The sequence below is a fragment of the bacterium genome (assembly GCA_037131655.1).
Classification (GTDB): Bacteria; Armatimonadota; Fimbriimonadia; order Fimbriimonadales; family JBAXQP01; genus JBAXQP01.
The window spans coordinates 1-8,867 of sequence record JBAXQP010000100.1; the positions used below are offsets into that span (position 1 = coordinate 1).

The following is an 8,867-nucleotide window of genomic DNA, read 5'->3' on the forward strand; positions in this document are numbered from 1 at the left end:
TTTCAAGATACGGTAAATCTTTGGTTGGCGGAAGCTCAAGATAATTACTATTCCAAGTTCGCTTACGAATATTTCGACGGTCGGCCAATACGGTTGACAGTAAATAATTTTACGATGACTAAAGATTCGAGCAGGGCAGAGCATAGCAGTTTATTTAATCGCCCTGCCATTCAGTGTGCCTCCATTGAGAGTCCGCCCGGTAAGCAAATATGGTTTTTTAATGGGGTGCCGGTCGATATGAAGATGCCTCATTCATTCAAAGGCTATCCGGTGAAAGTGGTTATCCACACCATTGGTGAAGAAGGTCGTGTGAGGATTGAGAGTTTTGTTACCCAATCTACGAAATTAGGAATTCCCAACTATGGATGGAGTATTACAGGCAGTTCCGGCTGGTAGGAATCAACTTAAAGAATTTATCTGATTTAGATTTTGTTCGAACAAATATTCGAACAAATAATAGCAAAAAGGAGAGAAAATGAAGACAAGGCTAAGTGCAGTATTTGCACTTCTTATTATGATGTTAACGTTGCAGGCTGTGGCACAGCAAGTCAATTATTCATCGATTGATAGCGCTGATGTTTATGCCCATTTACGTTCCGGGGATCCGGCCTATGGAACTTATCTGGGAGAGTGGGGATTTAATGGGGTGAGTGTCGATCCGGCCGGATGGCCACCAACCGATGGCGATCGTTATGCTCATGGATATGTGCAATGGCAGCTTTCTGGTTTCACGCCAGGTGTGCAGTACCATGTCACATCAGCGGTTATGACCGTCTATCAGTTAAAAAATCCTAAATGGACAAACAGCAACCCTGATTTAGAATTACGTACCTTGGGATCGAATTGGAGCGAGGCTTCCTGGGTGTATTCCAATACAAGCAATCCTGTACCTGGGCAGTTATTGGCTTTTGGAGACCGCAGTGTCCCTGTCGTTGATCAGCACGTCCCGATAACTTTTAACCTCAATTCTGTTGATTTTGAGAATTATCTCAACTCAAGCGTGACAGGCGGGGTTATGAGTTTTGCATTAACTACACCGATGGACCCCGGTGGACCTACTTCGGGCTTATTCTATACGTTAAGAACACGTGATTATCCCGATCAAACTTTTGCGCCGAAGTTAGTCATTACGGCCGAGGTGGTACCTGAACCCGGAACGGTTGGCGTGTTGTTAGCATTTGGTGTGCTAGCTGCTGCTTATCGACGACATAAGAATTAGCTAAGCATCTTACAAAAACAAGAGGAGCGCGTTAGCGCTCTTCTTGTTTTATACCGTATATATCGTTTTTACACTTAGCTGGCGGTGATATAACCTCAAGTGCTTCTCCCTGACCGATCATTTTTCGGAAGAAGCAAGATCGGTGACCCTCGTGACAAGCTACGCCTGTCTGGTCCACTTTTAATAAAAGAGTATCCGCGTCACAGTCAACTAGGATTTCTCTTACATATTGAAGATGCCCTGATGTTTCGCCTTTGACCCAGAACTTCTGCCGAGAACGGCTCCAATAGGTCGCTAGGCCAGTTTCAATCGTTTTTTTAAGTGATTCTCGGTTCATATAGGCCATCATAAGCACATGTCCGTTTAGATTGTCTTGAACAATCGCAGGGACAAGTCCTTTATCATCAAACTTTATCTTATCTAGAATTTCCATAGTTTCTCCTAACGATTACTCCACGCTCCGACATATAATCTTTTAACTGCTGAACGGTGTAGTTGCCATCGTGGACGATGCTGGCGATAAGCGCCGCATCGGCTTTGGCTGTAGTGACGGCCTGATAAAGATGTTCAGGTGTACCCGCGCCGCCAGAGGCGATGACGGGAATATTTACTGCTTCAGCTACAGCTTTCGTTAAAGGAATGTCATAGCCGATTTGGGTGCCGTCGCGGTCCATGCTTGTGAGCAGGATTTCGCCTGCGCCTAATGATTCTACTTTAGAAACCCATTCAATGGCATCGAGTCCGGTAGGGGTCCTTCCGCCGTGTACGAAAACTTCCCATCTCGGTGAGCCATCCGGTTTTGTACCTACGCATTTGGGATCGACTGCAACGACAACACATTGCGATCCGAATTTTTCTGCTGCCTCAGATATAAGCTCAGGGGTTTCTACCGCAGCAGTATTGATGCTTATTTTGTCAGCGCCTGCTTTCAAGATGCGTCTGAAGTCTTCGACGGTCCTGATTCCTCCTCCAACTGTGAAGGGAATAAACACTGTTTCAGCTACCCGTGCAGCCATTACAGCAACGATATCGCGCTGCTCATGGCTGGCGGTGATGTCGAGAAATACCAGTTCATCCGCGCCTTGAGCATCATAGAGCGCGCCAAGTTCAACAGGGTCGCCTGCATCGCGAAGGTTGACAAAATTGACCCCCTTCACAACGCGCCCGTTTCTTACATCAAGACATGGAATAATTCGTTTCGCTAGCATCGTACTCAAAGGATACCGTTTTTAGCCTTATAAAGCCAAATCATAGCTGATAATAGCCCTAACTATGCTTCATGACGGACTTAAGTAAGAGGGGCGTAATGAGGGTAGTAACGAAGACTACTAAGATCAACTGACCATATAAGTCAGCGGCAATGATGCCTTCCCTTTGGCCAATGCTGGCGAATATAAGGCCAACTTCTCCCCGTGGAACCATTCCAATTCCGATTGCCAGGCGATTGATCCCTCGCCAAGGAGCGCCTAACCCAGCGGCAAGTTTGGTGATAATGGCTAGAATGATAAGGCTTAGCGATAATATGATCGTGATGATAAGCGGTGAATTTGAATTAAATAAACCTCTTAGGTCGACTTGCAATCCCACGATGACAAAAAATACCGGTACGAAAATGTCGGCAACAGGTCTGATTTGCTCGTGAATCTTAACACGGTCTTCAGTTGTTGCGAGGATTAGCCCGGCAGCAAAGGCTCCGATGATTTCTGCCAGTCCAATCTTTTCAGCGGCAAGAGCTAGCGCTAAGCAAAATAGGAAGGCGATGGTAACAAGGACGCCACGGGTTTTTAACTTCTGGATCAGTTCAGTGAGTAGAGAAGCATACCGGATTCCAATCCATATTGCCGCTACTAAGAACAAGACTGCTATGACAACCGCCTTGCTTATCTCAACTATATCAGGGCTGCCAAATCTGACAATCTGCAACACTACTGCTAGTATCAGAAGACCTAAAATATCATCAATGACCGCAGCGCCGATAATGATTTTGGCTTCCAGCGTTTCCAATTTTCCGATATCAGCCAGTATTCTTGTAGTAATTCCAATACTTGTGGCAGTCAGAGCCGCCCCGATGAAAAGCGCCTGCTGATAATTACCGTGTATGGCTAGCACGATTGCAAACCCCGCAACAAGCGGTAAAACAACCCCAATTACAGCGACAAGAAATGCAGACTTGCCCACCTTCAAAAAATCGGCCAATTCGCTTTCAAGCCCAACCTCGAACAAAAGCAAAATAACGCCGATGGATGCAATGAATAAAATCGCTGGGTCAGTTACTGCTTGACGTAGAGGAGTAAAACCTAAGAGTATGCCAACGAGTAATTCACCAAGAACTGCCGGTTGCTTAAGATGCTCGGCAAGTTCGCCCCCGATTTTGGCTGCCGCGATTATCAATATAAGAAGTAAAAGGGCATGAGCTGATTCCATTGCTTTTCATCCTATGTAAGAGCGTGATTTTTATCTCATCTCTGTATTGAGTTTACCTTGTCTTCTGGCAAGCAATCTTTACTATGATTGAGCCGCAAAAGTGAGTGAGGCCTTTGTATTGCCCTTTGTTCTAGGAATTTTTGAAATGGAAACGATTGTAGAGTAACATATAGATGAGTATTTAAGAGGAGCTAAGGTGTTGGAATTTAAACTTCGTTCGCGGGCCGATTGGAAGGCAGATATTAAAACAGAGCAATGGGTGCCAGTGGAGACTGCGGTTATTATATGCGATATGTGGGACGCTCACTGGTGCAAAGGGGCGACAGCTCGAGTTGCTGAACTGGCTCCTCGGATTAATCAGCTTGTCACGAGCTTACGTGATAAGGGCGTGCTGGTTATCCATTCCCCAAGCGCCACATTGAAAACCTATACTGAATATCCCGGGCGCAAAATGACTCTTGAAGCTCCACAGATCGATATTGAGGCGAAGAAGATTGACCTGCCCCCTCATCCGATTGATTCAAACGATGGCGGTTGCGATTGCGTAACTCCATGTACGGTTCATAACCCATGGACCAAGCAGATCGATTGTATTGATATTAAAGACGAAGATGGCATCGGCGATGACGATGATGTCTTGAATTTACTCACTCAGCGGGGAATTAAGAACGTATTGATTATGGGTGTTCATGAGAACATGTGTATTATCGGAAGGCCATTCGGCATTGTGCGGTTGGTGGGGGTTGGTTTCAAGGTTGCTTTGGTGAGGGATTTAACTGATGTAATGTACAACCACCGCAGCGCCCCCTATGTCGACCATTTTACCGGCGGTGATATGTTTACTGAATATATCGAACGCTACCTTTGCCCCACCATTACCAGCGATCAAGTGTTAGGCGGCAAACCATTTCAGTTCAATGAGGACAAACGCCCGCGCGATTAGTCCAACGATTAGGAGGATTTCAATGAAGATATTACGAGTTACACTGCTAGGGTTAATCATGGCGTTTGCCATTTGTCTTTCCGCGCAAGTATCTACGCTAACCAACGGAGTAGTCTTTAATGATTTAAATGGCAACAATAAGCTCGACACTGGTGAAAAAGGACTGCCTGGAGTAGGTGTCTCTAATGGCACGCAGATAGTTGTTACCGATAAAAATGGCCGTTATAGTCTCCCGCTCATGGTCGGTTCAACTCTCTTTGTCATTAAGCCTAAGGGATGGATGACGCCTATCAATGCCGACAAGCTTTGGCAGTCATACTACATCCGAACTGAGGCTAATTCTCACACCAAGGACTTTGCATTAACCGCGCAGAAAGAACCTACCAAGTTCAAAGTCATCCTGTTTGCTGATTCTCAAGTGGGGAACATGGAAGATGTGAATTATCTGGCCCATGATGCGGTGGAGGAGTTGGTGGGTAATGATGCGGCTTTTGGGATCACCCTCGGCGATATTTGCCAGAAAGAACTTTCGCTTGCCCCAGAGGTCAATCGAGTCATTGCTCAGATTGGCATTCCTTGGTATTACCTTCAAGGCAACCACGACATCACCCCAGGCGCTACTGATGACAATCAACTGAACAGTCTTTTTACAAAGCTTTATGGCCCTGCCGTTTATTCATTTAATTACGGCCCCGCCCATTTCCTCGTGCTCAATACTTCAGTGTTCGATTCGAAGACACAGAGCCGATCAGGCCTAAGCCCTGATGAGTTAGAATTTGTCAAGAACGACTTGGCCCTCGTGCCTAAAAACCAATTGGTCGTGGTCGTTTTGCATATCCCGCTTAATGAAATCGCCCAAGAAGATAGCAAGCAGTTCTTTGCGCTTTTAGAGAAATTCCCCAACGTGGTCGCGCTATCCGGGCATAAGCATTTTCAGCGTCAGATATTCATGGGAGCTAAGGAAGGATGGAACGGTAAAGAGCCTTTGCATATGTTTATGAGCGGCGCTGTCTGCGGTGATATGTGGTCAGGACAGCCGGATGAAATGGGTATTCCCAACGCCACTAACTGGGACGGCACTCCCAACGGCTATTGTTTCCTAAATGTAAGCGGCAACAAGTACACCATCGACTACAAAGCCGCCCGAAAACCTGCCAATTACCAGATGAACATATATGCCCCCAACGAAGTAAAAGCTTCGGATGAGACAGAAATAGTCGTCAATGTCTTCAACGGCTCCCCTAAATCAAAAGTAGAGATGCGCATCGATACAACGGGTAATTGGCTGCCCATGAAAAGCGATAAACGCTATGATCCCAACGGCCAAAGGCTAGTGCAAGAACAACAAGCCTACCAAAACGCCAACGGCAATAAACTATGGCATTCCCGCCCCATCAACGCCCCCAACCGAACCGAACACATCTGGATCGCCAAGCTCCCTTTTACCATCTCGCCAGGCATCCACCAAATCACAATCCGACACACCGATATGTACGGTCGCACTGTTACGGCTGTAAGGCTAATTAATGTGAAGTAGGTTTTTTATCGCCATAACATGCGGCTGCGCATAGGGGGCTGGCTCGACTGGCATCGAGAGTATTAATTGTCCCCCCCCCCGCAGCAACCAGCAATTCAACAACCGATAAATGGTTATGGAAGCAGGCGCTGTAGAGTGGGGTATCTCCGTGTTTGTCTTTTGTGTTGATTTCGACTCTCTTAGTTAAGAAGACTTTAAGAAGTGGTGTTAGGTGATAGTGCCAGATTCCTGAACCCTCACCTGACACCAGTCAAGGTTGACAAAATGCAATAATTCTGCTAGGCTTGCATTGGTTAATTCTAGCCTCTATGGAGAACCACATGCAAGCCTATATCTATTGTCGAGTTTCGACCGAAGAACAAGCTACTGACAACAATTATTCCCTTGAGAATCAAGAAATGAAGGGGAAGGATTGCGCCAAGATCAAGGAATGGCACGTAGCGGAGATTACTAAGGATGTTGCCAGCGGCAAAGACACGAACCGCCCCGGCTATCAGGAACTCTTGAAGGCGATTAAGAACGGACGAATTGACGTAGTGGTGGTCTATCGGCTCGATCGTCTCTCGCGAAACGTTCGGGATATTTATGACTTCCTCGATCTCATCAAGACCCATGACGTCGGTTTCGTCAGTCTCTCGGAAGGGTTCGATACAACGACCGCCATGGGAAGGGCGATGCTGGGCATGGCGGCCGTCTTTGCCCAACTGACCAGAGAAATGATAGCCGAGAATGTCAAGGATGGGCTTATGCGCCGTGTGCAGGCCGGTCACTACCTTGGTAACCATAGTGGACCCTATGGCTATTCCTACGCCAAGGGCCAAAAGAACCTCCTTGTTGTCCCCGATCAAGCAGAGATTGTCAGACTCATCTTTGACTTGTTTGCCAATCGAAAATGGGGAGTCGAGAAGATTACCAAATACCTCAATGCCCAATATGTCCCTACTCGAGGGGGAAAGCAGTGGGGTACGAATTCTGTTCATCGGATTATTCGCAATCCCACCTATGTAGGCAAAGTCGTCTGGCATGACCTGGCCTTTGATGGGCATCATGAGCCCATCTTAACGGAAGAAGTCTTTCGAGGGGCGACGGAATTGATCGACGCACGCCGCACCATGCCTGTTCGAAGTCATCAAAGCCAGCATCTACTCTCAGGCATCGCGGAGTGCGGCAAGTGTGGAAAGCGCCTGGTGGCTCATTATGGCCCTAAGAAAGCCGATGGGGCTCGTTACATCTTCTATACCCATAAGGTGCATGGCACTCGGGATGAATGCCAAGCGTTTCATAAGGCAGCAGAAAAGCTAGAGCGCGCGGTGATTGCGCAGGTAAGAAAGGCATCGGAATCAGATGTATTGAAAGAGATGGCCTTTGAACAGATAAAGGCGGAGCTTATCCAGAAATCCCGCCCTCTTCAGGAGCGCCGGCAAACGTTAGTGGCTCAATTGACTGATTTGAAAGGTCGGTTCAACTCTTGGGCGGACCGGCTAGACCGTGGTCTCATTGACGAGGAGCAATTCCGCGAACAGAACGAGCGGCTCCTCGAGACAAAGAAGACCCTGAATTCAGAACTTGTGGCAATTGATGAACAATTATTAAAATGCGAAGATTCAGAAGTATCGGTGCAGGTCGCAAAGGAAGCGCTGCTCAGGTTTACCGAGGTGTGGGATCATCTGGAAAGTCAGGAACGACGAGAGATGTTGCGCCAATTGGTCGAGAAGCTGCAGGTTTACCGAGATAAGGCTCAACTGAAACTGGTGCTTTACCCCGTGGTTGAATTCGCACTATGACCTTTCATCCCCCCCCCGGAAATTGCCGTAGGTAAACTTGTTTGCCTACATTATCCATAACTGGTCATGCCCTTTTTTGTGAATTCCTCTCTACTGTTATTCAATCATGTATAAACATTTACGGAGCAGACTCGTTTAGAAAGCAATTAAACCTGCATTTCTTTATTCAAAGATGTTTTTTTCATTCTCTTCACATACGGAGAATTGAAATGATAAGGAAAAGGAAAATTTCGACAACAGTTTTTCTCTTCCTGAGGAAATTTTGCATGGATATAATTGTTCACAAGTGAACTTAAAAGAATCGGTACAAGAGAATTCTCTTCCTGGTGATTTTGAATTGGTATATTTATAATAGGAGAGAGATAAAAGAAAAATATGATGGATTTTGCATGTAATCATCTCTCAAGTAAGGAGTATATACACCATTTACCTATTAATAAGTTAGATTGTTTTAAAATTTTATTGCGATAACGCTATCATGCGCCTGCATCTGGCTATCGATGATGAGTTAGCTTACATTTGTTCTGTATGGCTTCAGCATAATCGGGGAGTACTAAATGATTATTGATGAATTCAAAACATGGGCAGACTCTGAAGATATAACGTATTTTGAACACAATGATGGCAAGTGTTTATCTCTTCATTTTAAAGGCAAGCAGGCGAACTTCACGTGTTTTTTGAAAGCAACTGACTTCCCAAGGCGTTCAATCGTTTTTGAGAGTTCAACTGGTCTTAAAATCCCTGATGATCATTATTTTGCAATTAGCGAGCTGATCTGTCGGATGAATTTTGGTTTGCGGATAGGACGATTTGACATTGATTATTCACGCGGGGAGGTACTTTTTGCAACAAGTATAATGCTTAATTCTGTAGCGCTAACTTCGGAACTAATTGAACCTCTGGTGTACCTTAATCTTTCAACTCACGATAATTATTATTCATGTTTGATCCAACTTATAT

9 protein-coding genes are annotated in these 8,867 nt (G+C 45.9%); 6 read left to right on the forward strand and 3 right to left on the reverse strand.

All coding sequences use genetic code 11. From position 1 onward, the window contains the following. Nucleotides 1–396 (forward strand): hypothetical protein (locus WCO51_06255; GenBank protein ID MEI6512861.1); only part of this gene is annotated, 396 nt, incomplete at its 5' end. A gap of 79 nt (nucleotides 397–475) precedes the next feature. After that, nucleotides 476–1,219 carry a hypothetical protein gene (locus tag WCO51_06260; protein MEI6512862.1) on the forward strand — a complete coding sequence of 248 codons (744 nt, stop codon included), beginning with the start codon at nucleotides 476–478 and terminating at the stop codon, nucleotides 1,217–1,219. A gap of 31 nt (nucleotides 1,220–1,250) precedes the next feature. Here the strand turns inward: WCO51_06260 and hisI are convergent, their stop codons facing one another. The 3 genes from hisI to WCO51_06275 are packed head-to-tail and all read right to left on the reverse strand — an operon-like array spanning nucleotide 1,251 to nucleotide 3,643. Beyond that, the gene (gene hisI, locus WCO51_06265; protein ID MEI6512863.1) at nucleotides 1,251–1,652 is read right to left on the reverse strand and encodes a phosphoribosyl-AMP cyclohydrolase; all 402 of its coding nucleotides are present in this window, start codon (nucleotides 1,650–1,652) and stop codon (nucleotides 1,251–1,253) included. Next, a complete protein-coding gene (gene hisF / locus WCO51_06270; GenBank protein MEI6512864.1) occupies nucleotides 1,636–2,427 on the reverse strand; it encodes an imidazole glycerol phosphate synthase subunit HisF in 792 nt (263 codons plus the stop codon). Before hisF ends, hisI begins: the two co-directional genes overlap by 17 nt. A gap of 58 nt (nucleotides 2,428–2,485) precedes the next feature. Beyond that, the gene (locus WCO51_06275; GenBank protein ID MEI6512865.1) at nucleotides 2,486–3,643 is read right to left on the reverse strand and encodes a cation:proton antiporter; all 1,158 of its coding nucleotides are present in this window, start codon (nucleotides 3,641–3,643) and stop codon (nucleotides 2,486–2,488) included. 196 nt (nucleotides 3,644–3,839) lie between these two features. Here WCO51_06275 and WCO51_06280 point away from each other — a divergent pair, with 196 nt between their 5' ends. From WCO51_06280 to WCO51_06295, 4 genes are all read left to right on the forward strand, one after another. Beyond that, entirely contained in the window at nucleotides 3,840–4,586 is a 747-nt protein-coding gene (locus tag WCO51_06280; protein ID MEI6512866.1) for a hypothetical protein, read from the forward strand. A 22-nt stretch (nucleotides 4,587–4,608) separates the two neighbouring features. After that, nucleotides 4,609–6,123 carry a calcineurin-like phosphoesterase family protein gene (locus WCO51_06285; GenBank protein MEI6512867.1) on the forward strand — a complete coding sequence of 505 codons (1,515 nt, stop codon included), beginning with the start codon at nucleotides 4,609–4,611 and terminating at the stop codon, nucleotides 6,121–6,123. A 320-nt stretch (nucleotides 6,124–6,443) separates the two neighbouring features. Continuing rightward, nucleotides 6,444–7,907 (forward strand): recombinase family protein, encoded by a 1,464-nt coding sequence (locus tag WCO51_06290; GenBank protein MEI6512868.1) that lies wholly within the window; start codon nucleotides 6,444–6,446, stop codon nucleotides 7,905–7,907. A 557-nt stretch (nucleotides 7,908–8,464) separates the two neighbouring features. Then, the coding region (locus WCO51_06295; protein ID MEI6512869.1) for a YbjN domain-containing protein at nucleotides 8,465–8,867 on the forward strand (403 nt) is incomplete at its 3' end.

What these genes read in the sequence shown, in the direction of transcription:
- WCO51_06275 (MEI6512865.1), bottom strand. Translation starts at nt 3,643, where the DNA reads ATGGAATCAGCTCATGCCCTTTTACTTCTTATATTGATAATCGCGGCA.
- WCO51_06260 (MEI6512862.1), top strand. Translation starts at nt 476, where the DNA reads ATGAAGACAAGGCTAAGTGCAGTATTTGCACTTCTTATTATGATGTTA.
- WCO51_06285 (MEI6512867.1), top strand. Translation starts at nt 4,609, where the DNA reads ATGAAGATATTACGAGTTACACTGCTAGGGTTAATCATGGCGTTTGCC.
- hisF (MEI6512864.1), bottom strand. Translation starts at nt 2,427, where the DNA reads ATGCTAGCGAAACGAATTATTCCATGTCTTGATGTAAGAAACGGGCGC.
- hisI (MEI6512863.1), bottom strand. Translation starts at nt 1,652, where the DNA reads ATGGAAATTCTAGATAAGATAAAGTTTGATGATAAAGGACTTGTCCCT.
- WCO51_06290 (MEI6512868.1), top strand. Translation starts at nt 6,444, where the DNA reads ATGCAAGCCTATATCTATTGTCGAGTTTCGACCGAAGAACAAGCTACT.